Genomic DNA, 25,813 nt, shown 5'->3' on the forward strand with positions numbered 1-25,813 from the left:
GTGGCGACCAACGCCTCCGGTCACCAGGAGCAGGAGAGCGCCGGGTTGCCCGCGAGGTCGGCGACGAGGCGGGCGCGGTGCGCGGCGGTCGCCTCCCCGTAGACGGCGAGCAGGCCGGCGACGGTGCGGTCCCAGGAGAAGTGCCGCGCGTGCTGCTCGGCGCCTCGGGCCAGCGCCGCCCGCCGGGCCTGATCCGGCAGCAGGCGGGCCAGCGCGAGGGCCCAGTCCGCCGGGTCGTGCCCGTCGATCAGCACCCCGCTGACCTGGTCCCGCACGGCGGTGACCAGCCCGCCGACGGCGGCGGCGAGCACCGGCGTACCGCAGGCCTGCGCCTCCAGGGCGACCAGCCCGAAGGATTCGTTGTGCGACGGCACCGCGACCAGGTCGGCGGCCCGGTACAGGGCCGGCAGGTCGTCCCCGGTGAGCGGCGGCAGGAAGCGCACCCGGTCGGTGACCCCGAGCGTGGCGGCCAGCTCGATGAGCGCGGTCGGCCGGTCCAGCCCGCTGCCGCTGGGCCCACCGCAGATCGCCACGGTCACCTGGTCGGCCAGCGCCGGATCGCGCTCACGCAGCGCGGCGACCGCGCGGATCAGCACATCGGGCGCCTTGAGCGGCTGGATCCGACCGACGAAGGCCACCACGTACCCGTCGACCGGCAGCCCCAGCCGCTCGCGGGCGGCCCGGGCGGCCGCGGACCGGTCACCCGGCGCCGGCCGGAACCGGTCCAGGTCGACGCCCGGCTGCACGACGGCGACCTGGTTGGGGTCGGCGTCGTACCGCTCGACGAGGTCGCGGGCCTCCACCCGCGTGTTGGCGACCAGCCGGTCCGCCTCGGCGACCACCTGCTCCTCGCCGATCACCCGGGCCTTGGGCTCCGGCCGGTCACCGGCCGCGAGCTGGGCGTTCTTGACCTTCGCCAGGGTGTGCGCGGTGTGCACCAGCGGCACCCCCCAGCGCTCCTTGGCCAGCCAGCCGACCTGGCCGGAGAGCCAGTAGTGGGAGTGGATCAGGTCGTAGTGCCCGGGCGGGCGGGACGCCTCGGCGCGCAGCACCCCGGCGGTGAAGGCGCAGAGCTGGCCGGGCAGCTCTTCCTTGGTCAGCCCCTCCAGCGGGCCGGAGGTGATGTGCCGGACCTGCACGCCGGGTGCCATCTCGACCACCGGGGGCAGGTCGCCGGAGGTGGCGCGGGTGAAGATCTCCACCTCGACGTTGGCCTCGGCGAGCCGCCGGGCGACCTCCAGGATGTAGACGTTCATCCCGCCTGCGTCACCCGTGCCGGGCTGGTGCAGCGGCGAGGTGTGCACCGACAGGGTGGCGATGCGGCGGGGCCGGGGCCAGGGTCGGGCACCTCGCTGACGACCGACGCCGGTGTGCAGTTCCGCCACGTCCGCTCCTTCTGTCACGGTTAATGCCGTCTCGCACGACCGGCGCTTCTCGGTCAACCTGTACGCCGGATCTCATCTTCCCCATCGGCCTACGGAAATTCGTCGGCGCGGGCCCCCGGCGTGACGGACCTCATTACCGCCCACCCTCTTGCCCGCCTGCGACGGCCGCCACGCCCGCCCGGACCGGGTCGGAGGGCCGGGGTGACAATGACGGGATGACCTCTGTCGCCATCGTGACCGGAGCCTCCAGCGGGATCGGCGCGGCCACCGCCCGCCGGCTCGCCGCCGAGGGTTTCCACGTGCTCGCCGCCGCCCGCCGCGCCGACCGGCTCGCCGATCTGGTCGCCGAGATCACCGCCGCCGGTGGGCAGGCCACCGCGGTGACCTGCGACGTCACCTCGGACGAGTCGGTGGCCGGGCTGGTCGAGGCCGCCGCGCGGGCACCGGGGCCGGTGACGCTGCTGGTCAACAACGCCGGCGGCGCGCGCGGGCTGGACCCGGTGGAGTCCGGTTCGATCGACGACTGGCAGTGGATGTACGACGTGAACGTGCTCGGCACGCTGCGGGTGACCCAGGCGCTGCTGCCGGCGCTGGAGGCGTCCGGCGCGGGCACGATCGTGGTGGTCTCCTCCACCGCCGGCCTGACCGTGTACGAGGGCGGGGGCGGCTACGCCGCCGCGAAGCACGCGCAGACCGCCATCGCCGGCACGCTCCGGCTGGAGCTGTGCGGGCGACCGCTGCGGGTGATCGAGATCGACCCGGGCATGGTGAAGACCGACGAGTTCGGGCTGGTCCGCTTCGACGGCGACGCGGATCGGGCCGCCGCCGTCTACGCCGGCGTGCCCGGGCCACTGGTCGCCGAGGACGTGGCGGACTGCATCGCCTGGTGCGCCACCCGCCCCGAGCACGTCAACGTGGACCGGCTGGTGGTCCGGCCCCGGGCGCAGGCCGCCCAGCACAAGGTGCACCGGGTCGGGCAGTGAAGCGCGAGGAGTGAGCGGGGCGGCGCGGCGGCGGCCGCTCGGCGTGGTCACCCGGGGCACGACCAACCCCAACCGACTCCGCCGAGTGGACAACTGGATCGTCTCCACCTGCGCCGACCGGCTGCTGGCGGCGTCCGATCCCCTGGTGGTCGACCTCGGCTACGGCGCCACCCCGGTGACCGCGGTCGAGCTGCGGGCCCGGCTGGCCGCCGGGGTCCGCCGGGACGTACGGCTGGTCGGGCTGGAGATCGACCCGGCCCGGGTGGCAGCCGCGATGCCGGCCGCCGATCCGCCCGGGCTGACCTTCGCCCGGGGCGGATTCGAGCTGGCCGGGCTCCGGCCGGTGCTGGTCCGCGCGTTCAACGTGCTGCGCCAGTACGACGAGCGCGAGGTGCCGGGCGCCTGGCGGACGATGACCGCCGCCCTCGCCCCCGGCGGGGTGCTCGTCGAGGGCACCTGCGATGAGCTGGGCCGCCTCGCGGGCTGGCTGCTGATCGACGCCGGCGGCCCGCGGACGCTGACCCTGGCCGCGAAACTCACCACCCTGGGCAGCCCCGCCGAGCTGGCCGAGCGGCTACCCAAGGCGCTGATCCACCGCAACGTCCCCGGCGAGCCGGTGCACGACCTGATCCGGGCGCTGGAGGGTGCCTGGCAGGCCGCCGCCCCGTACGCCACCTTCGGCCCTCGTCAACGCTGGCTGCGCGCCGTGACCCACCTCAGGGACAGCGGCTGGCCCGTCCTGGACCGCCCGCACCGCTGGCGCCACGGCGAACTGACCCTCCCCTGGCCCAGCGTCGCCCCCCGCACCTGACCAGGCGGGGCCGGGGTCAGAGGATGCAGTTGATCAGCACGGGTTCGGGGTGGAGGGTCACGCCGAAGCGGGTCTGCACGGTGTCGCGGATGTCGGCAGCGAGGGTGAGCAGGTCGGCCGTACTGGCCGTGCCGCTGCGGTTGGTGAGGGCCAGGGTGTGCTTGCCGGAGATCGCCACGCCGTCCGGGCCGGGGTGCCCCTTGGTGAACCCGGCCTTGTCGATCAGCCAGGCCGCGCTCACCTTGACCGTGTCGTCGTGGCCGGGCCAGGCCGGCGGCTCGCCCAACTCGGCGGCGCGCTCGCGGAGCAGCTCGTACGTCGCCCGGTCGAGCACCGGGTTGGTGAAGAAGGAGCCGACCGAGCGAGTGTCCGGGTCGGTGGCGTCGAGCACCATGCCCTTGCCGGCGCGCAGCCGCAGCACCGTCGCTCGGGCATCGGCCAGCGACACCCGCTCGCCCACCTCGACGCCGAGCGCCCGCGCCAGTTCGGCGTAGCGCACCGGGCCGGAGAGCGGGGACCGGGCGAGCCGGAAGTCGACGGAGAGCACCACCATCCGATCCCGGTACTTGAAGATGCTGCCCCGGTAGGCGAACTCGCAGTCGGCGGCGGGGATGAACTGGCGGCTGTCCTCGGCCCGGTCGTACACCTCGACCCCGGTGATGGTCTCGGAGACCTCCTGGCCGTACGCGCCGACGTTCTGGATCGGGGTGGCACCGGTCGAGCCGGGGATGCCGGAGAGGCACTCCAGCCCGGCCCAGCCGTTGGCCACCGTCGCGGCGACGAGGTCGTCCCACGGCTCGCCGGCCTCGACCCGTACCGTGACCGAATCAGCGTCCTCGGCGACGATCCGCAGGCCTCGGGAGCGCACCAGGACGACCGTTCCGGGGAAGCCGGCGTCGCCGATCACCACGTTGCTGCCGCCGGCCAGGATCAGGAGCGGGTCGTCCGTGGCCCGAATGGCCCGGACGATCTCGTCGGCACTGCCCGCGGCCACGATCCGCCCGGCCGGCCCACCCATCCGCAGCGTGGTGTAGCTGGCCAGCGGACCAGGGATGGCACGATCGGCTTCGGTTGTCGGTTGGGCGTAGGCGTCTGACACGTCTCTCACCTTAGGCTGGGGGCAGCCGTGGCACCCACTGGTGGCCCGGCACCCCCGGGAGGATGGCGATGAGCAGACTGCAGGGCAGCAAAGATTTCTGGATCGGAGCGCTCCGGACGGAGGGACCGGCCTTCGCCTCGGCGGTGGCCGAAGCACCGCCGGAGACACCGGTGCTGTCCTGTCCGGGCTGGACGGTCAACGATCTCACTCTGCACCTCGCCGGCATCTACCACTGGGTTTCCTCATTTGTCGGCTCCGGCCTGACCACCGCGCCGGCCCGCCGGGAGCGGATCGAGGCGGACCCGGGCCAAAACGCCCTCCAGCTCTGGCAGCAGGGGTACGACCAGCTGATGACCCTCTTCGACGGGCTCGACGCGGAGGCCCCGGCGTGGAACTGGGCCCCGCAGCCGAAGAAGGCCGGTTTCTGGCCGCGCCGGATGGCGCACGAGACGGCGGTGCACCGCTGGGACGCCCAACTCGCCATCGCCGCCGGTGAGCCGGTGGAGGCGAAGCTCGCCGCCGATGGGGTGAGCGAGGTGCTGGACACCTGGCTGCCCGCGGGCCGACGGCGGGACCCGGGCGAGTGGCGCGGCGTGGTGCAGCTCTCCGCGACCGACGCGGCGCAGGAGTGGTATCTGCGGCTGCGCGGGGAGGGGGTGGCGCTGCTCGACACCGCGACCATCTTCGACCACGACGACCACCACGCCCGGGCGCAGGTCAGCGGCACCGCGAGCGATCTGCTGCTGGCGCTCTGGGGCCGGATCAGCTTCGAGACGCTGGACGTCGCCGGCGACCGCAACCTGCTCGACGGCCTGCGCACCCGCTGACCGCCGCCCGGGCCGGCCCGGGACGAAACGAGGAGGGCGTCACCCCCACGGGGTGGCGCCCTCCGCTCACCGAGCCCCGGCTGTTCCATTCCGGCACGATCCGGGGCGGACCGCTCCGCGAATCACAGACAGTGACCATGTACATGTTCGAGAACGCCTTCGCCCCGCACTACAACTTCGGGTACGGCTCGGCGATGGCCTGGCTGCTCTTCGCGCTCATCGCCATCGTCGCGGTGGTCAACGTACTGGTCCTGCGCCGGCTGGGCGGCGGATCGGACGCCAGGAAGGGAGCGACCCGATGAGCCGGCTCTGGCGGGCCAGCCCGCTCACCTACCTGGCCCTGGTGGTCGCCGCCGGGATGTCGCTCTTCCCGATCTGGTGGATGTTCGTGGTGGCCAGCCGGTCCAGCGACGCGATGGGTCAGCTGCCGCCGCCGATCACGCCCGGCGGCAACCTGGGTGCCAACATCTCCCGACTGTTCGACAACACCGACGCGTACTTCCTGACCGGCCTGATCAACTCGACGATCGTGGCCGGCACGGTGACCGTCTCCGTGGTGTTCTTCGCCAGCCTGGCCGGCTTCGCCTTCGCGAAGCTGCGGTTCCGCGGCCGCAACGCGCTGCTGCTCGTGGTCATCGCGACCATGATGGTGCCGACGCAGCTCGGTGTGATCCCGCTGTACATGCTGATGACCCGGCTGCACTGGAACGACCGGCTGCCGGCGGTGATCGTGCCGGCGCTGGTCACCGGGTTCGGCGTGTTCATGATGCGGCAGTACGCCGGCCAGGCGGTCAGCGACGAGCTGATCGAGGCCGCACGAATGGACGGCTGCGGCACCGCCCGGATCTTCTGGCACGTGGTGCTGCCCGCGCTGCGCCCGGCCGCCGCCGTGCTCGGCCTGCTCACGTTCATGACAACCTGGAACGACTTCCTGTGGCCGTACGCTGTTCTGAACGACCCGGCGAACCCGACCGTGCAGCTCTCCCTGCGGGCGCTGTCGGACGGGTACTACCAGGACATGTCGCAGGTGTTAACCGGGACGGCCATCGCGACGCTGCCCCTGCTGCTGGTCTTCGTGCTGTTCGGCCGGCAGATCATCGGTGGGATCATGGAAGGTGCGGTCAAGGCGTGAGCGAGCGAACCAACAGGCACGGCGCGGGTGACCTCCAGTTTCCCGAGCACTTCCTCTGGGGAGCGGCCACCGCCGCGTACCAGATCGAGGGCGCGGCCCGCGACGACGGACGCGGCCCGTCCATCTGGGACACCTTCAGCCGCACGCCGGGCAAGGTGTACCAGGGCCACACCGGCGACGTCGCCTGCGACCACTACCACCGGTGCGCCGACGACGTGGCGCTGATGGCCGAGTTGGGGCTGCGGGCGTACCGTTTCTCGGTCGCCTGGCCGCGGATCCAGCCGGACGGCACGGGCCCGGCCAATCCGCGCGGGCTGGACTTCTACGACCGGCTCACCGACACGCTGCTCGACCGGGGGATCGACCCGATCGTCACCCTCTACCACTGGGACCTGCCGCAGACGTTGGGCGACCGGGGCGGCTGGACCAACCGGGAGACCGCCGAGCACTTCGCCACGTACGCCACGGCGGTGTACGCCCGCCTCGGCGACCGGGTGGACGTCTGGACCACGCTCAACGAGCCCTGGTGCTCGGCGTACCTCGGCTACGGCAACGGAGTGCACGCGCCCGGCGAGCAGGACCCGGCGGCGGCCTTCACCGCCGTACACCATCTGCTGCTCGGGCACGGCCTGGCGGCGCGGGCGCTGCGGGCGGCCGGCGCGCGCAACGTGGGCATTACCCTCAACCCCGCCGACGTGCGGCCGGCCGATCCGCAGAGCGCGGCCGACGCCGCCGCGGTCCGCCTGGTCGACGGCCTGCACAACCGGATCTTCCTCGACCCGCTGCTGGCCGGCGGCTACCCGGACGACGTACGGGAGCACGTGGCGCGCATCGTCGAGCCGACGTTCATCCGGGACGGCGACGAGAAGCTGATCGCCGCCCCGATCGACCTGCTCGGGATCAACTACTACGCCCCCAGTTACGTCGCCGGCCGTCCCGACGGTGCCGGCGACGGCGCGTACCCGGGCACCGAGGGGGCCGTGCAGTTCCTGCCAGCGGCCGGGCCACTCACCGACATGGGTTGGATGATCGAGCCGGCCGGGCTGACCCGGCTACTGGAGCGGATCGCCACCGACTACCCGGGCATGCCGCTGCTGATCACCGAGAACGGCGCCGCGTTTCCCGACAAGCCGGGCGCCGAGTCGCCCGACGGGCCGGGGCAGGTGATCGACACCGACCGGATCGCCTACCTCGACGGACACCTGCGGGCCGCGCACGAGGCGATCTCCCGGGGCGTGGACCTGCGCGGCTATCTCGTATGGTCGTTCCTGGACAACTTCGAGTGGGCGGAGGGCTACCGCAAGCGGTTCGGGATCGTGCACGTCGACTACCTGACCCAGCGGCGCACACCGAAGGCCAGCGCCCGGTGGTACCAGGAGGTGATCTCCCGGAACGGGCTGTGAACGAGCGGGGGGAAGTCGCGATGACGACGGCGCAACGGCCGACGCTCGAGGCGGTGGCGGCGCGGGCCGGGGTGTCCCGGGCCACCGTCTCCCGCGTGGTCAACGGCTCCACCACCGTCGCCCAGCCCATCCGCGAGGCGGTCAACCGGGCGGTCGCCGAGCTGGGGTACGTGCCCAACCTGGCCGCCCGCAGCCTGGTCACCCAACGCACCGACTCGATCGCTCTGGTCATGCCGGAGGCGGCCACCCGGGTCTTCTCCGACGACCAGGTCTTCCCCGGCATCATCCGCGGGGTCAGCCAGGAGCTGGAGGCGGCCGACAAGCAGCTGGTGCTGATGCTGGCCGGCTCACCAGCCGGGCACCACCGGGTCGAGCGGTTCACCACCGGACGGCACGTCGACGGGGTGCTCTTCGCCTCCCTGCACGGCGCCGACCCGCTGCCCGGCACGCTCGCCCGGCTCGGCATCCCCGTGGTGTGCAGCGGTCGGCCGCTCGGAGACGTGCCCGTGCCGTACGTCGACGTCGACCACGTCGGCGGGGTGACCGCGGCCGTCCAGCACCTGTTGGACAGCGGTCGCCGGCGGATCGCCACCATCGCCGGGCCCCAGGACATGGTCGCCGGGATCGAACGGCTCACCGGCTACCGCACCACGGTTGCCGCCGCCGGGCTGCCCGAGCTGGTCGCGATCGGGGACTTCACCCGAGAGTCCGGTGCGGCGGCGATGCGGCGGCTGCTCACCGAGCACCCCGACCTGGACGCGGTCTTCGCCGCCTCCGACCTGATGGCGCACGCCGCCCTGCGGACGCTGCGCGAGGCCGGCCGGCGGGTGCCGGAGGATGTCGCGGTGGTCGGCTTCGACGACATCGAGACCGCCGCGTACACCGAGCCGCCGCTGACCACCGTCCGGCAGCCGATCGTGGAGATCGGCCGGCGGATGACCCGGCAGCTGCTCCGGCTGGCCGCTGGCGAGACCATCGAGCCGGCGGTCATGCTCCCCACCGAGCTGATCCTGCGCGACTCGGCGTAGCCCGGGGCCCTCCTCGACGAGGAGGGCCCCGGGGACACGGCCGGAGGGTCCGTGTCCGCTGCGTGCTGGTGATCAGCCCTCCGCGTCCCGCCGACGGCGTACGGCGATGAACGTGGCACCGAGCGCCACCGCGCCCAGGCCGAGGACGGCCATGGGCAGCAGGCTGCCCGCCGACGTGCCGGTGACCGGCAACTCGCTCTTCGTCGGCTTGGCCGTTGGCGGCGCGGTGGTCGTGGGCGGCGGGCTGGTCGGCGGCTGGGTGGTGGGCGGCGGCGTGGTCGGCCGGGTTCCCGCCGCACAGGTGTGGGTCAGCACGAAGAACTTCGCCGTACCGGTGATCACCGCGGTGGCGTCGGTCAGCGTCCAGCCGGCGGGCAGCCGGATCCACGCCTTGCTGGTGCCCATGTCGTTGACGATCGCCCCGCCGTCGGTGGGGATGGTCCGGGTCACGGTGCCGTCGTTCGGGATGCTCCAGGTGCCGGTGACCGTGACGAACTGACCCGTGGGCTCCGGGTTGCCCGGCAGGTTGAACACCCACACGTCCCGGTCCGGGAACGGCCCGCCGCCGAGGTTCGGGGCGCACTTCTGGGTGAACGCGGCCGCGGTCGTGGGGACGTTGCCGGGGTTGATGTCGATGGTGCTGACCTGGGGCGGCGGCTGGGTCGGATCGGTCGGCTGAGCCTGGGCCACACCCGCCGCCCCGACCAGGAACGCTCCGGCTGCGGCACCGGTGGCGATGAGTTTGACGAGTCCTTCTCTCACAATTCCCCCTGCTCTTGACGGCGATCGGTCGCCTTCCAACCGACAAGGAGGTAGGGCGATTTGCGACGTTTAGTGGGTTTTCGCCTATTCGGTACTGAAGGGAGAGGTTCAACGGAGCGTTAATCCGTCGCCCGGGCACCCGATCGTCGTTAGCCTCGCCGGCATGCCGAATCCCGTCGCGCTGCTGCACGTGCCCGATCTCGCCGATGTCGCCGACTACGCGTACACGGCCACCGTCGAACCACCCGCCCGACTGGTGTTCACCGCCGGCGCGTGCCCGCTCGACGCGGAGGGGCGGACCGTCGCGCCGGGCGACCACGCGGCGCAGGCCCGGGAGGTGATGGCGAACCTGGAGACCGCCCTCGGGGCCGCCGACGCCCGGCTGACCGACGTGGTCAAGACCACCGTCTACGTGGCGTCGGCACGGCAGGCGGACCTGGTGACGGTCTGGGAGGTGGTCCGGGACTTCTTCGGCGACCACGACCCGCCCAGCACCCTGCTGGGGGTGGCCATGCTCGGCTACACCGACCAGCTCGTCGAGGTCGAGGCCGTCGCCGCCGTCCGGATGGCGGCCTGACATGCGGATTCGTGTCGCACAGCCCGACGATGCCCCGGCCGTGGTTGCACTGCGGGCGATGGTCTACCCGTACCTGGTGCGCGGGGTGGACTCGACCCGCAAGATGATCGCCGAACCGCCACCGGAGGAGGGCTGGACCGCCTTCGTGGCCGAGGTGGACGCCCAGGTGGTCGGCTGGGTGTCGGCCCAGCGCAACGGCTCGACCTCGACGGCGGACGCCGGTGACATCGCACTGCTGCACGTCCGCCCGGAGCACCGGCGGCGCGGAATCGGCACCGCGCTGCTGACGACCGCCACCGATCACCTCACCTCGCTGGGGATCCGCCGGCTGCGCGCCTGGGCGCAGCCGGACGCGTTGCCGTTCGCCCGGCGGCACGGCTTCGAGCCCAGCCGCGAGCTGCGCTACTCAGCGCTCGACCTCGATCCGGCGCCCGCGCTGCCCGAGCCCCCGCCGGGCGTACGGCTGCGTCCCATCGCCGAACTGGACCCGCGCCTGCTGTACGCGGCGAACGTCGCCTCGGCGGTGGACGAACCCGGTGACGTGCCGGTCGACGCGGTCAGCTACCCGAGCTGGCAGTACGACGTCTGGGAGAACCTCGGCCTGGACAAGGCGGCCAGCACCGCCGCCGAGATCGACGGTGAGGTGGCCGCGTTCAGCCTGGTGAAGCGGGACGGGGACCGGATGTGGTCGGACTACACCGGCACCGTCCCGGCGTACCGGGGCCGAGGGCTGGCCCGGCTGGCCAAGACGGCGGCGCTGCACCGGGCCGCCGCCGGCGGCGTCCGCGTCGCGTACACCTCGAACGACGAGGCGAACGCGCCGATGCTGGCGATCAACGCCCGGCTCGGCTACCGGCCGGTCGCGACCCAGTGGTCCTGCCTGGCCGAGCTGGCCTGATCAACGAACGTCGAGCTGGTCAGCCGGCGTCGAGCTGTCAGCCCGGCGTCGAGCTGTCAGCCGGCGTCGAGCTGTCAGCCGGCGTCGAGGACCTGGCGCGCGATGGCGTGGGTGTCGGCGCCGAAGAGCACCAGGCGGGCCTCGGTGACGGCGGCCGGCTCGGCCGAGCGCAGCACCGACAGCGCCTGGCGGACCGCGTCATCCACCGGCCAGCCGTAGATGCCGGCGGAGATCAGCGGGTACGCCACGGTGCCTGCACCCAGCTCGTCCGCCACCCGGAGGCTGTTGGCGTAGCAGTCGCGCAACAGCGCCGAGCGGTCCTCGGTGGCCGACCAGACCGGTCCGACGGTGTGGATCACCCAGCGGGCCGGCAGGTCTCCGGCCGTGGTCGCCACCGCCTGCCCGGTCGGCAGGCCGTCCGGGTACCGCGATGCACGCACCGCCCGGCACTCGGCCAGGATGGCCGGCCCGCCACGCCGGTGAATCGCACCGTCCACCCCGCGGCCGCCGAGCAGGGACGAGTTCGCGGCGTTCACGATCGCGTCCACCCGCTGCGCGGTGATGTCGCCCTCGACCACGTTGATCCGCATGTCAGCGGCCCTCAACGGGCTGGCCGGCCGGCGGCACGGGCACCCGTTCGTCGATGGGCTGGCCGAGGGATCGGCGGGCCAGCAGGGTGGCACCGGCGACCGCGGCCGGCATGATCAGTACCGCGCCGAGCGGGATCAGGAAACAGACGAAGACCGCCACGCCGAAGCCGAGCGCCATGGGTCGGTCCGCCTTCAGCACCGACCGACGGTCGGGCAACCGCATGCCGCGCCGGTAGAAGGGCGCCCCGACCAACTCCAGGACGAGGAACCAGCCACCCACCGCCGCCCCGATCACCGGAACGACGGTCTGACCGAGCACCGGGATGAAGCCGGCGGCGAAGAGCGGAATGCCGACCAGCGCCGTGAGGGCCACCAGGCGTACCGAATCCGCGAGGCTGCGACGCAGCGACGACCAGAAGGAGACCTCCACCGCACCCGGGGTGCCGCCGTACCGCGCCTCCACCCGCTCCGAGATCTGCTCGTAGAACGGGTCGCCGATGACCAGGGTGACGGCGGTGAAGCTGACCACCGCGAGTAGGCCGCCGAGGCCCAGGAAGGCCAGCCCGGCGATCACCCGGACCAGGTTGCGGACGGTGGTCGACCAGTCGTCGGCGAACGGGGTGACCAGGGCGGCGATGTCGTCCACGAAGTACACCAGGGTGGCGAACGCGGCCACGAAGAGCGCACCGGAGATCAACGCGGGCACGATGCCGAGCAGCATCAGTTTCGGGCTGCGCACGTAGAGGCCGAGACCGCGCAGGAGCAACGTGGCCCCGGCGAAGAAGCGTCCGACGGCCCCGGTCACCGGGCTGGCGATTCTGCTGGCGTCCACGATCGAGCAGCCTAGCGATCAGTGCGAACGGCCGCCGGGCGGCGCGGTGACGCCAGGGCGTCAATAGGGGTTCCCTGCTCTACCGGAGGCGTTGACAGCGGTCCCTTCCTTGCACATCAACCGGTTGGTGGAGCGGCGGGGTCAGCCGCCGCCACGAAAGATCAGCAACGGCTGGTTGATCCGCCGCCGGGCCGCCGCCGCGAGGCTGGTGAGGCACAGGTACGACGGCGGAGGGTGGCGGGATGCCGGTCATTGAGGTGACCAGTCTGCACAAGCGGTACGGCGACCTGACGGCCGTGGACGACGTGTCGTTCACGGTGTCGGCCGGGGAGATCTTCGGGGTACTCGGTCCGAACGGGGCCGGCAAGACCACCACGGTGGAATGTGTCGCCGGGCTCCGCGTCCCCGACGGGGGCGGGGTGTCGGTCCTCGGGCTCGACCCCCGCCGGGACGCGACCCGTCTCCGCCAGCAGGTGGGGGTGCAGCTCCAAGAGAGCCAACTGCCCGACCGGCTCCGGGTCGCCGAGGCGCTGGAGCTCTACGCGTCCTTCTACCGGGACCCGGCCGACCCGGCCCGGCTGATCGACGAGTTGGGCCTCGGCGACAAGCGGAAGACGCCGTACAAGAAGCTCTCCGGTGGCCAGAAGCAGCGGCTCTCCATCGCGCTGGCGCTGGTCGGCAACCCGAAGATCGCCATCCTGGACGAGCTGACCACGGGGCTGGACCCGCAGGCTCGACGGGAGACCTGGGGCCTCATCGAACGGGTGCGGGACACCGGGGTGACGATCGTGCTGGTCACCCATTTCATGGAGGAGGCCGAGCGGCTCTGCGACCGGGTCGCGGTGATCGACCGAGGTCGGGTCGTCGCGCTGGACAGTCCCGCCGGCCTGGTGTCCAGGGTGGTCCCGGAGCAGCGGGTCCGATTCCGGCCGTCCGCGCCACTGGCCGACGACCTGCTGACCGGCCTGCCCGAGGTCAGCGGGGTGACCCGTACCGGCGGCAACATGCTGGTGACCGGCACCGGCGAGCTGCTGCACGCGGTCACCTCGGTGCTCGCCCGCCACCAGATCATCGCCGCCGACCTGCGGCTGGAGCAGTCCACCCTCGACGACGCCTTCGTCGAGCTGACCGGGCACCGGCCCACCGACTGAGATGGAGCCAGCATGCGCGCCTTCCGTCAGATCCTGAGGATCGAAGCGCGGCTCTACCTACGGGACCTGCCGACGCTGCTCTCCACCATCGGGCTGCCCACCCTGATCCTGGTGGTGCTCGGGCTGATCCCCGCGCTCCGGAAACCAGACCCGAACTTCGACGGGCAGACCTTCGTCAGCTACTTCGCCCCGTCGCTGCTGGTGGTCACGCTGGCGATGGTCGGGGTGAACATCCTGCCCGCCGTGCTCGGCACCTACCGGGAACGCGGTGTGCTGCGCCGGCTGGCGACCACCCCGGCGAGCCCCGCGGCGCTGCTCGCCGCCCAGCTGGTGCTGGCCCTGGCCGGGATTCTGGCCAGCGCGCTGCTGCTCGTCCTGGTCGCTCGGCTGGCGTTCGAGGTGCCGCTGCCCCGGCACCCGGTCGGCTTCGCCGCCGCCTTCGTCCTGGGCACGGCGGCCCTACTGGCGCTGGGCCTGCTGGTCGCCGCGGTCGCCCGGACGGCGAAGGCGGCCCAGGCCCTGGCGGTGCCGCTCTTCATGGTCGTGATGTTCTTCGGCGGGGTCTACCTGCCCCGGTTCCTGCTCCCGGAGTTCCTCGCCCGGATCGGCGACTACACGCCACCCGGCGTGCAGGCGCTGCTGGACGCCTGGACCGGCACCCCGCCGCAGCCGCTGCACCTGGCGATAATGGCGGTGGTCGCGCTGGGAGCCGGTGCCGCCGCGGCAAAACTCTTCCGCTGGAAGTGATCGGAGACCGATGACCAGCACCGCCGAACAGGTCGACCGGCTGGCCGTGTGGGAGGCGCGCGAGGCGAGCCTCTACCGGGTTGTGCCCTATGTCGGGCTGCTCGTCGGGACGGTGCTGGCCCGCTTCGCGCCGGCACCGGGCAGCCTGCCGTTTCCGCCGACCCTGGCCGTCGCCGTGGCGGCCGGCTGCTGGGTCGCCTGGTTCATTACCCTGCACCCGCAGTGGATCACCCGACGGGCGCTGATGGCGGTCTACTACCTCGGGCTGCTCGCCTCCAGCGCTGTGCTGGTGGTGGCCAGCCCGTGGTACGGCTTCTTCGCCTGGGTCGGCTTCGTGCACGCGTTCCTCGTGCTTCCGGGCCGGTGGCGGTTCGCCGGGGTGGCCGTGACCGGCTTGCTGGTCGCCACCGCGCAGAGCGCGGGCCCACCCTCCTCAGCGGCACACTGGCTGCTCTGGTCGGTGCTGGTGCTGTTCAACGCCGGGGCGGCCGGCGCGGTGAGCTGGTTCGGCACGGTCACCGAGCGGCAGAACGCCAACCGCAAGCTGCTGGTGGAGGAGCTGGCCCAGGCGAACCGGAAGCTGGCCGACAGGGCCAGGGAGAACGCGGAGCTGCACGCCCAACTGCTCACCCAGGCCCGCGAGGCCGGTGTGCTGGACGAGCGCCAGCGGATGGCGCGGGAGATCCACGACACGCTGGCGCAGGGGCTGACCGGCATCATCACCCAGCTGGAGGCGGCCGAGCAGACCCGGGACCGCTCGGACGACTGGCGCCGGCACGTGGACAACGCCCTCGCCCTCGCCCGGGAGAGCCTCACCGAGGCCCGCCGCTCGGTGCGGGCGGTCCGCCCGGAACCGCTGGAGACCGCCCGGCTGCCGGACGCCCTCGCGGACCTGGGCGGGCGGTGGACGGCAATGCACGGGGTGCGGGCGGAGGTGGCCACCACCGGCACGGCCCGTCCGCTGCACCCGGAGATCGAGGTGACCCTGCTGCGGGCCGCGCAGGAGGCGCTGGCCAACGTGGCCCGGCACGCCAAGGCGTCCCGGGTCGGACTGACCCTGTCGTACATGGCGGACGTCGTCACCCTGGACGTCCGCGACGACGGGGCGGGCTTCGATGTCGGCGGCCAGCCGACATCCCGGGAACCCGACGGCGGGTACGGTCTGATCGCGATGCGCCAGCGGGTGACCCGGGTCGGGGGCCGGCTGGCGGTCGAGTCCGAACCGGGCTGCGGCACCGCCGTGTCGGCGTCCGTCCCCGCGCTTCCCGGAGGTGTCGGTTGAACGTTCCGGTGCGGCTGCTGATCGTCGACGACCACCCGGTGGTGCGGGACGGGCTGCGCGGCATGTTCACCGGCGACCCCGACTTCGAGGTGGTCGGTGAGGCCGCGGACGGGGCCGAGGCGCTGGCTCTGACCGCGACGCTGCGCCCCGATGTGGTGCTGATGGACCTGCGGATGCCCGGGATGGACGGGGTGACGGCCATCGGCCGACTGGCCCGCGCCGGCAGCGCCTCCCGGGTACTGGTGCTCACCACCTATGACACGGACGCGGACGTGCTGCCGGCGATCGAGGCCGGCGCCACCGGCTACCTGCTCAAGGACGCGCCGCGCGAGGATCTGGTGCGGGCGGTGCGAGCCGCCGCCCGAGGCGAGTCCGTACTCTCGCCGAGCGTGGCCGGCCGGCTGATGGGCCGGCTGCGCGCCCCGGCCGAGGAACCGCTCAGCCAGCGTGAGCTGGAGGTGCTCACCCTGGTGGCTCGGGGCGCTTCCAACCGGGAGGCGGCCGCCCGGCTGTTCATCAGCGAGGCCACCGTCAAGACGCACCTGCTGCACGTCTACGCCAAGCTCGGGGTCAACGACCGGGCCGCCGCGGTCGCCACCGCGTACGACCGGGGGCTGCTGACGCCCGGCGGCCGGTGAGTGGGGCCGGGCAGGATGGGCGGGTGCGTGCCTCCCGACTGATCTCGCTGCTGTTGCTGTTGCAGGCGCGCGGGTCGATGACCGCGGGCGAGCTGGCGCGGGAGCTGGAGGTCTCCGAGCGGACCGTCTACCGGGACGTGCTGGCGCTCTCCGCCGCCGGGGTGCCGGTCTACGCCGACCGGGGGCGAGCGGGCGGGTACCGGCTGCTCGGCGGCTACCGCACCCGGCTGACCGGGCTGACCCGGGACGAGGCGGAGGCGCTCTTCCTCGCCGGCCTGCCCGGGCCGGCCGGCGACATGGGGCTTGCCGACGCGGTCGCCGCCGCCGAACTCAAGGTCCTCGCCGCGCTGCCGCCCGCCCTGCGGGACGCCCCGGCCCGCGCCGGGCAACGGTTCCACCTGGACGTGCCGGGCTGGTTCCGGGAGACCGAACCGCCGCCGTCGCTGGCCGAACTGGCCCGGGCGGTCTGGCGGGACCGGGTGGTGCAGCTGCGCTACCGGCGCGGCGACCGGGAGGTGACCCGCCGGATACGGCCGTACGGGCTGGTGCTCAAGAGCGGGGTCTGGTACCTGGTCGGACGGGTCGGCGACGACACGCGCACCTACCGGGTGGACCGGGTGACCGGGGTCGAGGTGGGTGAGGAGAGCTTCGCGCGGGACGAGGACTTCGACCTGGCCGGGTACTGGCGCGAGCAGGCCGGGTCGTTCCTGCGGACCATGCTGCGCGCCGAGGTGACCGTCCGGCTCAGCCCGGCCGGCCTGTGCCAGCTCCGGCACCTGGTGGACGCCCCCTTCGTGTACGAGGAGGTGGTCGCCGCCGCCACCCAGCCCGACGGGCAGGGATGGGTGGCGACCACGCTGCCGGTCGAATCCGTCAAAGTGGCGTACCACCAACTGCTCGGACTCGGCCCCGAGGTGGAGATTCTCGATCCACCCGAGCTGCGGGAGCTGTTCGCCGAGGCGGCCGACCGGTTCCGCGCGCTCTACCGGTAGCCCGTGACGTCCGCCGGCTTACCGGCGTCGACCACCTCGACGATGTACCGGAAGGCTTCCGGCTGGCTGCCGTCGAGATCGGTGAACCCGTACACCTTGGCCAGCGTGCCGGCGTCGACGGACATGCCGGTCCAGCGGGCCTTCTCCTCGTCCGCGGCGAGCGCGGCCACCGCTCGTCCGACGAAGGCCGGGGTCTCCGAGATGAGGAAGTGCGGGTCGGTGGCCGCTCCGTCGCGCCAGTTCTCCTCGGTCACGCCGAAGTGCTCCAGCATGGCCTCGGAGCGGATCCAGCCGGGGGTGAGCGCGACGGCGGTGCCGCCGTGCGGCTTCAGCTCGTGCGCCTGACTGAAGGCGATCCGGTTGACCGACGTCTTGGCCAGGTCGTAGAAGACCGACAGCCGGTAGTTCTCGTCGTTGTACGCCTTGGTGCCGTCGCCGATCTCCACCACCAGGCCGCCGGGCTTGCGGATCAGCAACGGCAGCGCGAAGTGGCTGGTGATGATGTGCGTGTCGACGGCCAGCCGCAGGGTGCGGAACCCCGCGTCCAGTGGCTGCTCCCAGACCGGCTTCTCCCAGGTGACCAGCGGGTCGCCGCCCCAGATGTCGTTGACCAGCACGTCGAGGCGGCCCTGTTCGGCGTCGATCCGGGCGACCAGGCCGCGGACCTGCTCGGGCACCAGGTGGTCGACCCGGACCGGGATGCCGACGCCGCCAGCGGCGGTGACCAGCTCGGCGGTCTCCTCGATGGTCTCCGGCCGGTCCATCTCGGAACGGCCGGCGCGGCTGCTGCGGCCGGTGGCGTACACGGTGGCCCCGGCGGCACCGAGCTGGACGGCGAGTTGCCGCCCGGCACCCCGGGTAGCGCCGGCGACGAGCGCGATCTTTCCTGTCAGCGGTTGCGTCATGTCTGTGAGGCTGTCAGCAATACCTGACAGCTGCCGTCCGAATTCATGGACCAGCTGGCAAGCGGCGGGTGAGCATCCGCACGGCCCTGTCGAGCTGCCCCATTTCCGGGGCGGCGCATCAACAGCGGCACGGACAGGCGGCACCGCACGGGCGGCACCGCACAGGCGGCACCGCACAGGCCGCACCGCACAGGCCGCACCGCACAGGCCGCACCGCACAGGCCGCACCGCACAGGCCGCACAGCACGGGCGGCGACCCACCCGTGCCATGCCCCGGATCTGGGGCAGCTCTACAGGGCCACACTCGGGTCCGTCCGCCCGACCCCGGCCGGGTGTCACTGCACGTCGAATTCGTTGCCCTCCGGGTCGGCCATGGTGGTGTGCACGCTCCCCCGCTCGGCGACCTCGCGCAGCACGGTGGCGCCGAGCCCGACCAGCCGCTGCACGGTCGCCTGCCGCGCCTCCGGGCCGGCGTGCAGGTCGATGTGCAGCCGGTTCTTGACCTGCTTGGGCTCCGGCACGGCCTGGAACAGCAGCCGGCGACCGAGACCGATGCCGCTGACCGGCTGGACCGGGTCCTCCGGGTGGCGGATCGCCGCCAGCTCCCGAAAGGCCCGCCGCCCGTCGATCTCGACGTAGGCCTCCGGCCCGACCCTGCCGGCCGCCACCAACTGGTCGATGAGGGCGCTGTTGTCCTCGATCTCGTAGCCGAGGGCATCCGCCCAGAACCGGGCCAGCGCGATCGGCTCCGCGCAGTCGACGACGAGCTTCCATGCCAGGGCCATGGGGGTCCCCTCACCTTCACCGGCGACCCGCGTTGTGCGGATCACTCCTGTAACCGTTTATAGTGGTTACATGACCGACGTCGCAAGTGGAATCACCCTGGTGTCCCTGCAAGGGGCCCGCTTCCTCTTCGACCCTGGCGCGCTCTGCCTGGAGTTCCTCACCACCGGCGGGCCCGGCATCGGCGCCCGCTACGAGGTGCTGCGCCGTCCGGCGGATCTCGCCGACTGGCTGGCGCGGTCCCGGCTGCGCTTGGACCCGGCCCAGGTCGACGTCAGCCCCGCGGAGCTGGCCGCCGGCCGGCGGCTGCGGGACGCGCTGTGGCGGCTGGTCTGCGCCCGCACCGGCACCCGGCCACCGGCCAGCACACCCGGCGACTTCGACGCGACGCCCGCCGACCTCGACGCCCTGAACGAGGCGGCGGCCGATGCGCCGCTGGCCCCTCAGCTCAACCCCGACGGGACGCGACACTGGAGGCTCCCGGCGAGCGGGCGGCAGGCCCTCGCGAGCATCGCCCGGGACGCGGTCGACCTGTTCACCGGACCGTACGCCGACCGGATCCGGGAGTGCGGCGCGCACAACTGCTACCTGGTGTTCGTGGACACCTCACGCCCGGGACGACGCCGCTGGTGCTCCATGGAGCGCTGCGGCAACCGGCACAAGGTCCGGTCGCTGCGTTCCCGCCGAGACGCCGACCCGGCGGACTGAGCCTTGGTGGTCAGTCCGCCAGGCGACAGCGCCGCTCAGTCCGCCAAGCGACAGCGCCGCTCAGTCCGCCAGGCGACAGCGCCGCTCAGTCCGCCAGGCGGACGCGCACCCGGCGGTTGGCCCGGCCCTTGCTCTCCACCTTGACCACCTGCACCTTGCCGATCTGGGCGGTGGACGCGACGTGGGTGCCGCCGTCGGCCTGCACGTCCAGGCCGACGATGTCGACGATCCGGACCTCCTGCTCGTCCGGGGGGATGAGGTTGGACTGGGTACGGATGATGTCCGGCAGGGCCAACGCCTCGGTGCGCGGCAGCACCCGGACGGCGACCGAGCGGTCGGCGGACACCTCGGCGTTGACCAATTCCTCGATCCGGCTCTTGAAGTCGGCCGGCACCTCGGGGAGGTTGAAGTCCATCCGGGCCTCGCCCGGCTCCATCGAGTTGCCGGTGACGAGCGCGCCGAAGTCGCGGAACACCACCCCGCAGAGCACGTGCAGCCCGGAGTGGGTGCGCATCAGACGGGTGCGGCGCTCGTCCTCCACCGCGCCGACGACCTCGGTGCCGGCCGGCGGCAGCGGGTCACCCTCGGCGGGGATCAGATACGGGTCGTCGCCCTTGCGGGTGCCCACGATCCGCGTCTGTACGCCCTGCCAGAGCAGCACGCCGTGGTCCGGTGGCTGCCCGCCGCCGCCCGGGTAGAACGCCGAGCGGTCGAGCACGATGCCCTGCTCCGGGTCGGCGTGCAGGACCGTGCAGGTCCATTCGCGCAGGGTCGGGTCGGCGAGGTCTAGCCGGTGAGTCCGGCCATGCTGTGTGACGCCCATGGCAGGGGACGTTACTCGTTGAGGAAGCCGGAGATGCGCTCTCGCAGATCGGCGCGTTCCGTCCAGAGCACGCCGGGCCGGTCGTACACGTGCAGGGTGGCCTGGGGCAGCGCGGCGGCGAGCTGCTCGGCGACCTCGACCGGGTGCAGGTCGTCGCCCGCGCAGCCGATCACCAGCGCTGGCGCGGTGACCGCCGACAGGGCGGTGGCGTCGCGCAGCGGCGCCTGCTCCGGCAGGGTGGCCAGACCGTCGGCCAGACCGTCGCGGAGCAGTTGGTCGAGTCGCTGCCGCAGGTACGACCAGCCGGCCGGAGTGTTACGGACCGCCGTCGGCAGCTCCAGCGAGACCACGTCGGCGACCGCCGAGGCGTCGCCGCTCTCGACCGCCTCCAGCAGGTCCGTGAGGCGTTCGCGGGCGACCGGGCCACGCGGCTGGTCGAGCACGGCCGGCAGGAAGAAGACCAGCTTCTCGAAGCGCTCCGGGCTCTCGGCCAGCAGCCGGCTCAGCGCCCCCGCGCCGAGGCTCGCCCCGAACGCCCGGCTGGCCCCGCCGAGATCCGCGATGGCGCGCAGATCCCGGGCCAGGTCCAGGTAGCTCCACGGCCCGGCCGGCGCGTCGGAGCGGCCGTGCCCACGGAACTGGAAGAACAGCTTGCGGCCGGTCACCCCACTGCCGAACGGGCGGGTGGTGGCGATGCCATTGCCGAACCCGTGCGCGAACACGGTGACCGGATCACCGGTGCCGGTGACCAGCCGCTCCAGCCGTACGCCGTGCGGGGTGGCGACCAGCTCGGTCTCCGGCTCCGGCAGGGCCGGCCGACCGGTACGCGGCCCACCCGGGCCGGGCCCCCAGGTGCGGGGCCCGCCGTCCGGCGGGGGTGGCCAGCGGAAGCCTCTCACCAGAACCCTTTGCCGTCACTCAGGTCGCGCAGGCCGACCCGGACGTCGAGCAGGTAGATGAGCGCGGCGGCGATGCCGATCAGTCCGAACAGGCTGATCGGACCGAAGCCGAGCAGGGTCAGCACCAGGCAGACCGCCAGGATGGCGATCCAGCCACCCTTGGGCAGCGTCCCGATGGCGGGGAAGGCGTCGGAGCGCTGCGTGACGGCGTGCACCAGCGCGACACCCTGGATGATCAGCGCGAAGACGAGCAGGATCAGCTCGATCACGTAGCGGACTTCGAACGCGAAGATCGGCGCGGCGTTGGCCATGCCGGCAAGCTTATGTCGACGACCCCGACTACGTCCGACAAGGACGCCGCCGGGGTCGTCGACACCACGAACTACTCGGCGGCCGGACGGGTCCGCTTGGTGGCCCGGGGCAGCTTCGCCGACGGGGTCGCGGCGGGCTTGGCGGCCTTCGGGGCCCGGGCTGCCTTCTTGACGGTGGCCGGCTTGGCCTCGGCGATCTCGGCCACGTCAGCCGGGGTCGGCACCTCGGCCACGGCGGTGGCCTCGACCGGGGTCGCGGCCGGCGTCACGGCCTGGGTCGCCTCGATGTCGGCGTTGACCGTCTCGGCGGCCTCCAGCACGCCGGCGCCGACGACCCGCTCACCGCGGGCGACCAGTGCGCCGTACGCGGCGAACGCCCGCTCCTGTGCGGCCTGTGCGCCAGCGACGACCACGGCGGCGTTGCGGGTCGCGGCGGCGCGCAGCCGGTCCAGGTCGGCGACCTCGCGCAGCTTGGCCAGGTCGGTCGACTCGCGGAGCTTGGCCAGATCCAGTTCGGCCTGGGCCCGGTCGCGCAGGGTGCCGGCGGTCTCGTTGGCGGTACGCAGCGTCTCGGTGGCCTTCTGACGCAGCTCGAAGCCGGTCAGCACGGCCCGGCCGCCCAGGTCGGCGACGACCCGGGTGCCGAGGACGCCGACCACGGTCGGCAGCTTGCGCAGCTGTTCGAGGGCCAACTCCCCGGCGCCGGCGGCGGCGTAGATCGGGGCGGGGATGCGGTTGGTCTTCGGCTCGGTCATGACGTCTCCTCCTCGGCCGCCTCGGCGGCCTTCCGGACCGCCGGACCGGCGGCCTTCTTCTCGGGGGTGCTGGTGCTGGTCGGGGCGGGAGCGGTGCCCGCCTCGGTGACGGCGACCGACTCGAGCACGGCCTCGGTCGGGGTGCCGCCCGCGGTGGTGGGGCCGGTGGCGGCCAGGTTGGCCACGTCGGCCGGCTGATCGGCGACATCGGTCGGGGTGGTCACCTCGGCCGCGCCGCCGGTGGTGTCCGTGCCGGCGCCCTCGGCGGCGGCCCGGGCCTCGGCCAACCGGGTGTTCTCCCGGCGGAACGTCTCGTAGATCTGGCTGAGCGACTGCTTCTGGGCCATCGTCAGGTCGGGGTCCACCGCGATGGCGGCGAGCACGCCGTGGCCCTCCTTGTCGTCGAGCAGCCCGGCGCGCAGGTACATCGCGGGAGTGGAGACCCGCAGCGCGCTGGCCAACTGCTGGAGCACCTCGGCGCTGGGCTTGCGCAGGCCGCGCTCGATCTGGCTGAGGTACGGGTTGCTGACCCCCGCCTGCTCGGCGAGCTGCCGCAGCGAGATCTTGGCGTTGCGCCGCAGGTCGCGGATGAACCCGCCGACGTCGGGAAGGTCCTTCGGTGTGGCCATGACAGCGACGCTAACCGCCGTTGCTAGCTCTTGCAAGCAAAACGCTAGCCAGAGTTAGCAAGGTCTCAGCATCCTGCTTGCGTGCGGCTCGTGCGATTCCGTACCGTCCGTCCGTGCACAAGATCACAGTCAATGGAGCAGTCATCGCGTACGACGAGGCCGGCACGGGTTCGCCCGTCGTGCTGCTGCACGCCGGCATCGCCGACCGGCGGATGTGGCGGGGCCAACTGTCCGCGCTCGCCGCCCGACACCGGGTGATCGTCCCGGACCTGCGCGGCTACGGCGAATCCGAGCTGCCTCCGACGCCGTTCGCCCACCACGACGACGTGGCCGGCCTGCTGGACGCACTCGACCTGCCCCGAGCCGCCCTGGTGGGTTGCTCCTTTGGCGGGTCGGTCGCCATCGACACCGCGCTGGCCCACCCGGACCGGGTGAGCGCGCTCGCGCTGTTCGACACGGCTGTCTCCGGGAACCAGTGGTCCGAGGAGGCCAACGACCTCTGGGACGACCTGGTCGGCGAGGTCGACCCCGACGACTTCGTCGCCGGGGCGGCCGGCGAGGTGCGGTTCTGGGTGGTCGGCCCGGGTCGCCAGCCGGCCGACGTCGACCCCGGGCTGATCGCGTTCGCGCAGGAGATGGACCAGCGTGCGCTCGCCGCCGAGCAGGCGCTCGGCGCGGTGGAGGTGGGCGAGCTGACGCCGCCGGCCATCGGCCGCCTCGGCGAGCTGCGGGTGCCCGTCCTGGTCACCGCGGGCGCCGCCGACGTGCCGGACATCAGCCGCCTCGCCGACCGGATCGCCGCCGAGGTGCCCGGCGCGGTACGCCTGCCCGACGTGCCGGACGCCGCGCACCTGCTGCCGCTGGAGCGCCCCGAGCCGGTCAACGCGGCAGTGCTCGACTTCCTGAGCTGACCCACCCGGCTCCTCCCGCCGGCCCGGCGACAGACCGGGCCGGCGGGCCGACGGTCACCAGAGCGGGCGGACCGCGCCGACCGGCACGCCGCCACCGAAGAGCGGCACCTCGGCGTACTCGGTCTGCACCGGGGCGTCCACGCCGAGCCGGCGCAGCGCGGAGACCAGCACCGGCATCCTGGCCCGGTCGGCCCCATCGTCGATCTTCAGCGCGACGGCGCCGACGCCCGGCAGCCCCACCGCGATCACACCCTCGGCACCGACCTTGGCCAGCAGGCCCGGTACGCCGCGCATCAGCCGGGTGTCGTCGGCCCGGGTGCCGCCGACGATCTCCGGGTGGGCGCGCATGGCATCGGCCACCGCGCGCGGCACCGAGCCGGGCTCGGCGTCGACGAGCCGGAGGTACGCCCCGGCCAGGCCGGTCAGCGACACCGCGAGGACCGGAGCTCCACAGCCGTCCACTCCCACCGCCGCCGCCTGCTCATCGGTGAACTCCTCGATGGCCGCCCGCAGCCGCTGCTGCAACGGGTGCTCCGGCCGCCAGTAGCCGTCCAGCGGCCACCCGGCAGCCTGGCAGGTCAGCAGCATGCCGCTGTGCTTGCCGGAGCAGTTCATCTGCACCCGGGTCGGGCCGCCCCCGGCGCGCAGCACGGCCTCGCGGGCGGCCGCGCCCACCGGCAGGTCGGGCGGGCAGTGCAGGGCCGACGCGTCCAGCCCGGCCCGGTCCAGCAACGCGCCGACCCGAGCGAGGTGGAACTCCTCCCCCGCGTGGCTGGCCGACACCAGCGCCAGGTCGGCCGGGTCGGTCAGCGGCAGGCCGGCGCGGAGCATCCCGATCGCCTGCAGCGGTTTGCTGGCCGAGCGGGGAAAGATCGGTGCGGTCACGTCCCCGGCGGCGGCCACCGGCACGCCGACGGCGTCCAGCACCACCACCGAGCCGCGATGCATGCCCTCGACGAACCCGGACCGGACCACCTCGGCGAGCGGCGCGCCGCCCTCGTACGTCTTTCCCACGTGCTGGACGGTACCGACGGACCGAGGGTGCCCGTCGGCGGGGTGACCTGCTGGTCCACCGCCCGGGTGACAGGGGCGCCGGACAGGCTCGGGCTTACAGCCCCAGCAGCTCGCGGGCCTCGACGGTGGTCAGCGGGGGACGCTGCGCGAGCTGGGCGAAGCCGACCGCGCGGGCGACCAGTTGCATGTTGGACTCCACCGGGCGGCCCTTGGCGTACGTCACGGTGTCCTCCATGCCGACCCGCAGGTGCCCGCCGGTCGACAGCGAGGCCAGCATGACCGGGATGGTGCTGCGGCCGATGCCGGTGGCCGAGAAGGTGGTGCCCTCGGGCAGGTCCCGCAGCATCCGGTGCGCCGCCACCAACGTCTCGGTGGTGCCCGGCATGCCGCCCGGCACACCCATCACGAAGTCGACGTGCACGTGCCCACCGGCCGGTGGTCCGTACTTGCCGAGCAGCCGCTGCAACGCGGACAGGTGGCCGAGGTCGAAGATCTCGTACTCCGGCACGATCCCGCGTTCCTGCATCCGGGTGTGCAGGTCGACGATGAACTCCCAGCGGTTGAGGAAGACGTCGTCGCCGAAGTTGACCGTGCCCATGGTGCACGAGGCCATGTCCGGCCCGGCGTCGAGCACGGCGAGCCGGGAGGCTTCCGGATCGGTCACCGCGCCGCCGGAGGAGAGCTGCACGATCAGGTCGGTGCTCTCCCGCAGCGCCGCGACCGTCTCCCGCAGGCGCACCGGGTCGAGGGTCGGCCGCGCCGCGTCGTCCCGGATGTGGACGTGGATCACGGCGGCGCCGAGCGCCTCGCACTCCTTGGCGGTGCGCACCAGCTCGTCGAGGGTCACCGGCAGCGCCGGCACCTCGGCCTTGGCAGACTCCGCGCCCGTCGGGGCCACCGTGATCAACGTCCCTGTCGTCATGCCGGCGATCCTAGAC

Annotated in this window: 29 protein-coding genes and 1 pseudogene; 16 read left to right on the top strand and 14 right to left on the bottom strand. The window is 73.1% G+C overall.

The genetic code is table 11. The features are described from left to right. Positions 1-20: 20 nt before the first annotated feature. A complete protein-coding gene (gene mshA, locus BUS84_RS20635) occupies positions 21-1,385 on the bottom strand; it encodes a D-inositol-3-phosphate glycosyltransferase (RefSeq protein WP_074314843.1) in 1,365 nt (454 codons plus the stop codon). A gap of 215 nt (positions 1,386-1,600) precedes the next feature. On the opposite strand from mshA, the gene BUS84_RS20640 reads away from it, so the two are divergent. Further along, positions 1,601-2,368 carry an SDR family oxidoreductase gene (locus tag BUS84_RS20640; protein WP_074314845.1) on the top strand — a complete coding sequence of 256 codons (768 nt, stop codon included), beginning with the start codon at positions 1,601-1,603 and terminating at the stop codon, positions 2,366-2,368. 10 nt (positions 2,369-2,378) lie between these two features. Beyond that, positions 2,379-3,179 carry an SAM-dependent methyltransferase gene (locus BUS84_RS20645; protein WP_074314847.1) on the top strand — a complete coding sequence of 267 codons (801 nt, stop codon included), beginning with the start codon at positions 2,379-2,381 and terminating at the stop codon, positions 3,177-3,179. Positions 3,180-3,195: 16 nt separating this feature from the next. On the opposite strand, the gene BUS84_RS20650 is transcribed toward BUS84_RS20645, so the two are convergent. Beyond that, positions 3,196-4,278 carry a UDP-N-acetylmuramate dehydrogenase gene (locus BUS84_RS20650; RefSeq protein ID WP_074314848.1) on the bottom strand — a complete coding sequence of 361 codons (1,083 nt, stop codon included), beginning with the start codon at positions 4,276-4,278 and terminating at the stop codon, positions 3,196-3,198. A 68-nt stretch (positions 4,279-4,346) separates the two neighbouring features. Here BUS84_RS20650 and BUS84_RS20655 point away from each other — a divergent pair, with 68 nt between their 5' ends. The 5 genes and pseudogenes from BUS84_RS20655 to BUS84_RS20675 all read left to right on the top strand — a co-directional run bounded on the left by BUS84_RS20655 (position 4,347) and on the right by BUS84_RS20675 (position 8,668). Next, on the top strand, positions 4,347-5,105 hold the full coding sequence (locus BUS84_RS20655) for a maleylpyruvate isomerase family mycothiol-dependent enzyme (RefSeq protein WP_074314850.1): 759 nt from the start codon (positions 4,347-4,349) through the stop codon (positions 5,103-5,105). A 65-nt stretch (positions 5,106-5,170) separates the two neighbouring features. Next, a pseudogene (locus BUS84_RS20660) lies at positions 5,171-5,407 on the top strand (sugar ABC transporter permease); the annotation flags it as partial. After that, a complete protein-coding gene (locus tag BUS84_RS20665; RefSeq protein ID WP_074314852.1) occupies positions 5,404-6,237 on the top strand; it encodes a carbohydrate ABC transporter permease in 834 nt (277 codons plus the stop codon). The pseudogene BUS84_RS20660 and the gene BUS84_RS20665, both read left to right, overlap by 4 nt. Next, positions 6,234-7,640, top strand: a complete 1,407-nt coding sequence (locus BUS84_RS20670; RefSeq protein WP_074314854.1) for a GH1 family beta-glucosidase — start codon at positions 6,234-6,236, stop codon at positions 7,638-7,640. Before BUS84_RS20665 ends, BUS84_RS20670 begins: the two co-directional genes overlap by 4 nt. Positions 7,641-7,660: 20 nt before the next feature. Then, complete coding sequence (locus BUS84_RS20675) at positions 7,661-8,668, top strand: LacI family DNA-binding transcriptional regulator (protein WP_074318962.1); 1,008 nt, start codon at positions 7,661-7,663, stop codon at positions 8,666-8,668. Positions 8,669-8,740: 72 nt separating this feature from the next. Here the strand turns inward: BUS84_RS20675 and BUS84_RS20680 are convergent, their stop codons facing one another. Further along, entirely contained in the window at positions 8,741-9,430 is a 690-nt protein-coding gene (locus BUS84_RS20680) for an LPXTG cell wall anchor domain-containing protein (RefSeq protein WP_074314856.1), read from the bottom strand. 163 nt (positions 9,431-9,593) lie between these two features. Here BUS84_RS20680 and BUS84_RS20685 point away from each other — a divergent pair, with 163 nt between their 5' ends. Both BUS84_RS20685 and BUS84_RS20690 read left to right on the top strand, forming a co-directional pair. Next, the gene (locus BUS84_RS20685) at positions 9,594-10,007 is read left to right on the top strand and encodes a RidA family protein (protein ID WP_074314858.1); all 414 of its coding nucleotides are present in this window, start codon (positions 9,594-9,596) and stop codon (positions 10,005-10,007) included. Between the two features lies 1 nt (position 10,008). Beyond that, a complete protein-coding gene (locus BUS84_RS20690) occupies positions 10,009-10,905 on the top strand; it encodes a GNAT family N-acetyltransferase (protein WP_074314859.1) in 897 nt (298 codons plus the stop codon). Positions 10,906-10,979: 74 nt separating this feature from the next. Here BUS84_RS20690 and BUS84_RS20695 read toward each other — a convergent pair whose 3' ends face one another. Both BUS84_RS20695 and BUS84_RS20700 read right to left on the bottom strand, forming a co-directional pair. Beyond that, positions 10,980-11,495, bottom strand: coding sequence for an O-acetyl-ADP-ribose deacetylase (locus BUS84_RS20695; protein ID WP_074314860.1), 516 nt, complete (start codon positions 11,493-11,495; stop codon positions 10,980-10,982). Between the two features lies 1 nt (position 11,496). Further along, positions 11,497-12,327: an EI24 domain-containing protein gene (locus tag BUS84_RS20700; RefSeq protein WP_074314861.1), complete on the bottom strand. Its 831-nt coding sequence runs from the start codon at positions 12,325-12,327 to the stop codon at positions 11,497-11,499. Positions 12,328-12,569: 242 nt separating this feature from the next. Between BUS84_RS20700 and BUS84_RS20705 the strand changes: the two genes are divergently transcribed. From BUS84_RS20705 to BUS84_RS20725, 5 genes are read left to right on the top strand one after another with little or no spacing between them, the layout of a single operon-like run. Next, positions 12,570-13,478 (top strand): ABC transporter ATP-binding protein, encoded by a 909-nt coding sequence (locus BUS84_RS20705; RefSeq protein ID WP_074314862.1) that lies wholly within the window; start codon positions 12,570-12,572, stop codon positions 13,476-13,478. A gap of 12 nt (positions 13,479-13,490) precedes the next feature. Continuing rightward, a complete protein-coding gene (locus tag BUS84_RS20710) occupies positions 13,491-14,225 on the top strand; it encodes an ABC transporter permease (RefSeq protein ID WP_074314863.1) in 735 nt (244 codons plus the stop codon). Between the two features lie 10 nt (positions 14,226-14,235). Beyond that, positions 14,236-15,507 (top strand): sensor histidine kinase, encoded by a 1,272-nt coding sequence (locus BUS84_RS20715; protein WP_074314864.1) that lies wholly within the window; start codon positions 14,236-14,238, stop codon positions 15,505-15,507. After that, positions 15,504-16,145, top strand: a complete 642-nt coding sequence (locus tag BUS84_RS20720; protein ID WP_074314865.1) for a response regulator — start codon at positions 15,504-15,506, stop codon at positions 16,143-16,145. Before BUS84_RS20715 ends, BUS84_RS20720 begins: the two co-directional genes overlap by 4 nt. A 23-nt stretch (positions 16,146-16,168) precedes the next feature. Next, positions 16,169-17,137 carry a helix-turn-helix transcriptional regulator gene (locus tag BUS84_RS20725; RefSeq protein WP_074314866.1) on the top strand — a complete coding sequence of 323 codons (969 nt, stop codon included), beginning with the start codon at positions 16,169-16,171 and terminating at the stop codon, positions 17,135-17,137. On the opposite strand, the gene BUS84_RS20730 is transcribed toward BUS84_RS20725, so the two are convergent. Both BUS84_RS20730 and BUS84_RS20735 read right to left on the bottom strand, forming a co-directional pair. Beyond that, positions 17,128-18,042 carry an SDR family oxidoreductase gene (locus BUS84_RS20730; RefSeq protein WP_074314867.1) on the bottom strand — a complete coding sequence of 305 codons (915 nt, stop codon included), beginning with the start codon at positions 18,040-18,042 and terminating at the stop codon, positions 17,128-17,130. The two genes, BUS84_RS20725 and BUS84_RS20730, sit on opposite strands and share 10 nt — an antisense overlap. Positions 18,043-18,377: 335 nt before the next feature. After that, entirely contained in the window at positions 18,378-18,827 is a 450-nt protein-coding gene (locus BUS84_RS20735; protein WP_074314868.1) for a VOC family protein, read from the bottom strand. 70 nt (positions 18,828-18,897) lie between these two features. On the opposite strand from BUS84_RS20735, the gene BUS84_RS20740 reads away from it, so the two are divergent. Next, positions 18,898-19,533, top strand: coding sequence for a CGNR zinc finger domain-containing protein (locus tag BUS84_RS20740; protein ID WP_074314870.1), 636 nt, complete (start codon positions 18,898-18,900; stop codon positions 19,531-19,533). Positions 19,534-19,618: 85 nt separating this feature from the next. Here BUS84_RS20740 and BUS84_RS20745 read toward each other — a convergent pair whose 3' ends face one another. From BUS84_RS20745 to BUS84_RS20765, 5 genes are all read right to left on the bottom strand, one after another. Continuing rightward, a complete protein-coding gene (locus BUS84_RS20745; protein ID WP_074314872.1) occupies positions 19,619-20,356 on the bottom strand; it encodes an alanyl-tRNA editing protein in 738 nt (245 codons plus the stop codon). Positions 20,357-20,367: 11 nt separating this feature from the next. Continuing rightward, the gene (locus BUS84_RS20750; RefSeq protein WP_074314874.1) at positions 20,368-21,255 is read right to left on the bottom strand and encodes an alpha/beta fold hydrolase; all 888 of its coding nucleotides are present in this window, start codon (positions 21,253-21,255) and stop codon (positions 20,368-20,370) included. Then, entirely contained in the window at positions 21,252-21,566 is a 315-nt protein-coding gene (locus BUS84_RS20755; RefSeq protein WP_030327754.1) for a DUF2516 family protein, read from the bottom strand. The genes BUS84_RS20750 and BUS84_RS20755 overlap by 4 nt, the downstream gene beginning before the upstream one ends. A 71-nt stretch (positions 21,567-21,637) precedes the next feature. After that, the gene (locus BUS84_RS20760; protein ID WP_074314876.1) at positions 21,638-22,321 is read right to left on the bottom strand and encodes a hypothetical protein; all 684 of its coding nucleotides are present in this window, start codon (positions 22,319-22,321) and stop codon (positions 21,638-21,640) included. Continuing rightward, a complete protein-coding gene (locus BUS84_RS20765; RefSeq protein ID WP_074314878.1) occupies positions 22,318-22,950 on the bottom strand; it encodes a helix-turn-helix domain-containing protein in 633 nt (210 codons plus the stop codon). Before BUS84_RS20765 ends, BUS84_RS20760 begins: the two co-directional genes overlap by 4 nt. A 113-nt stretch (positions 22,951-23,063) precedes the next feature. On the opposite strand from BUS84_RS20765, the gene BUS84_RS20770 reads away from it, so the two are divergent. Further along, positions 23,064-23,861, top strand: a complete 798-nt coding sequence (locus BUS84_RS20770) for an alpha/beta fold hydrolase (protein WP_208869703.1) — start codon at positions 23,064-23,066, stop codon at positions 23,859-23,861. A 54-nt stretch (positions 23,862-23,915) separates the two neighbouring features. Here BUS84_RS20770 and BUS84_RS20775 read toward each other — a convergent pair whose 3' ends face one another. Both BUS84_RS20775 and BUS84_RS20780 read right to left on the bottom strand, forming a co-directional pair. Next, positions 23,916-24,875 carry an asparaginase gene (locus BUS84_RS20775; RefSeq protein WP_074314881.1) on the bottom strand — a complete coding sequence of 320 codons (960 nt, stop codon included), beginning with the start codon at positions 24,873-24,875 and terminating at the stop codon, positions 23,916-23,918. A 94-nt stretch (positions 24,876-24,969) separates the two neighbouring features. Next, positions 24,970-25,797, bottom strand: a complete 828-nt coding sequence (locus BUS84_RS20780) for a beta-keto acid cleavage family enzyme (protein WP_074314883.1) — start codon at positions 25,795-25,797, stop codon at positions 24,970-24,972. Positions 25,798-25,813: the final 16 nt, after the last annotated feature.

This window comes from Micromonospora cremea, assembly GCF_900143515.1.
Taxonomy (GTDB): Bacteria; Actinomycetota; Actinomycetes; order Mycobacteriales; family Micromonosporaceae; genus Micromonospora; species Micromonospora cremea.

What these genes read in the sequence shown, in the direction of transcription:
- BUS84_RS20665 (WP_074314852.1), top strand. Translation starts at nt 5,404, where the DNA reads ATGAGCCGGCTCTGGCGGGCCAGCCCGCTCACCTACCTGGCCCTGGTG.
- BUS84_RS20755 (WP_030327754.1), bottom strand. Translation starts at nt 21,566, where the DNA reads ATGGCCAACGCCGCGCCGATCTTCGCGTTCGAAGTCCGCTACGTGATC.
- BUS84_RS20675 (WP_074318962.1), top strand. Translation starts at nt 7,661, where the DNA reads ATGACGACGGCGCAACGGCCGACGCTCGAGGCGGTGGCGGCGCGGGCC.
- BUS84_RS20685 (WP_074314858.1), top strand. Translation starts at nt 9,594, where the DNA reads ATGCCGAATCCCGTCGCGCTGCTGCACGTGCCCGATCTCGCCGATGTC.
- BUS84_RS20760 (WP_074314876.1), bottom strand. Translation starts at nt 22,321, where the DNA reads ATGACCGAGCCGAAGACCAACCGCATCCCCGCCCCGATCTACGCCGCC.
- BUS84_RS20735 (WP_074314868.1), bottom strand. Translation starts at nt 18,827, where the DNA reads ATGGCCCTGGCATGGAAGCTCGTCGTCGACTGCGCGGAGCCGATCGCG.
- BUS84_RS20655 (WP_074314850.1), top strand. Translation starts at nt 4,347, where the DNA reads ATGAGCAGACTGCAGGGCAGCAAAGATTTCTGGATCGGAGCGCTCCGG.
- BUS84_RS20740 (WP_074314870.1), top strand. Translation starts at nt 18,898, where the DNA reads ATGACCGACGTCGCAAGTGGAATCACCCTGGTGTCCCTGCAAGGGGCC.
- BUS84_RS20705 (WP_074314862.1), top strand. Translation starts at nt 12,570, where the DNA reads ATGCCGGTCATTGAGGTGACCAGTCTGCACAAGCGGTACGGCGACCTG.
- BUS84_RS20780 (WP_074314883.1), bottom strand. Translation starts at nt 25,797, where the DNA reads ATGACGACAGGGACGTTGATCACGGTGGCCCCGACGGGCGCGGAGTCT.
- BUS84_RS20730 (WP_074314867.1), bottom strand. Translation starts at nt 18,042, where the DNA reads ATGACGCAACCGCTGACAGGAAAGATCGCGCTCGTCGCCGGCGCTACC.
- BUS84_RS20715 (WP_074314864.1), top strand. Translation starts at nt 14,236, where the DNA reads ATGACCAGCACCGCCGAACAGGTCGACCGGCTGGCCGTGTGGGAGGCG.
- BUS84_RS20765 (WP_074314878.1), bottom strand. Translation starts at nt 22,950, where the DNA reads ATGGCCACACCGAAGGACCTTCCCGACGTCGGCGGGTTCATCCGCGAC.
- BUS84_RS20695 (WP_074314860.1), bottom strand. Translation starts at nt 11,495, where the DNA reads ATGCGGATCAACGTGGTCGAGGGCGACATCACCGCGCAGCGGGTGGAC.
- BUS84_RS20640 (WP_074314845.1), top strand. Translation starts at nt 1,601, where the DNA reads ATGACCTCTGTCGCCATCGTGACCGGAGCCTCCAGCGGGATCGGCGCG.
- BUS84_RS20710 (WP_074314863.1), top strand. Translation starts at nt 13,491, where the DNA reads ATGCGCGCCTTCCGTCAGATCCTGAGGATCGAAGCGCGGCTCTACCTA.
- BUS84_RS20745 (WP_074314872.1), bottom strand. Translation starts at nt 20,356, where the DNA reads ATGGGCGTCACACAGCATGGCCGGACTCACCGGCTAGACCTCGCCGAC.
- BUS84_RS20690 (WP_074314859.1), top strand. Translation starts at nt 10,009, where the DNA reads ATGCGGATTCGTGTCGCACAGCCCGACGATGCCCCGGCCGTGGTTGCA.